The sequence below is a fragment of the Kitasatospora arboriphila genome, from assembly GCF_039528095.1.
Classification (GTDB): Bacteria; Actinomycetota; Actinomycetes; order Streptomycetales; family Streptomycetaceae; genus Kitasatospora; species Kitasatospora arboriphila.
On record NZ_BAAALD010000331.1, the window covers coordinates 1 to 522 of the forward strand.

The 522-nt window shown below is 59.6% G+C and carries 1 protein-coding gene; it reads left to right on the forward strand.

Annotated features, from left to right (window positions below; genetic code table 11):
- Positions 1 to 93 precede the first annotated feature (93 nt).
- On the forward strand, positions 94 to 522 hold a 429-nt coding region (locus ABD353_RS40235; protein ID WP_344628645.1), incomplete at its 3' end, for a hypothetical protein.

Below are 522 nucleotides of genomic sequence, written 5' to 3' on the forward strand. Positions count from 1 at the left end.
ACCGCTTTATTAACATACTATTATTTGTACCATCATTTTCTTATGCGCCGCGTTGTCGGCGCGTTTTGGACGTAAGCAATGTCGTATACACCGATGAGCGATCTCGGCCAGCAGGGGCTGTTCGATATCACCCAGCTTTTATTACAGCAGCCCGACCTGGCCGCGCTAAGCGAAACCCTGACCCGTCTGGTGCAACAGTCCGCGCTGGCCGATGAGGCGGCCATCATCCTGTGGAACGCGGGTAATCACCGCGCGGCCAGGTACGCCTGCGATGAGGCCGGCCATCCGGTAAGCTACGAGGATGAATCCGTCCTGGCCCACGGTCCGGTGCGTCGCTTACTCTCCCGGCCGGATGCCCTGCATTGCGATCATGAAACCTTTGCCGATACCTGGCCGCAGCTTATCCGCAGCGGACTGTATCATCCGTTCGGTTACTACTCGCTGCTGCCGCTGGCGGCGGACGGGCGGATCTTCGGCGGTTGCGAATTCCTCCGCCGTGACAACCGGCCGTGGAGCGAGAAA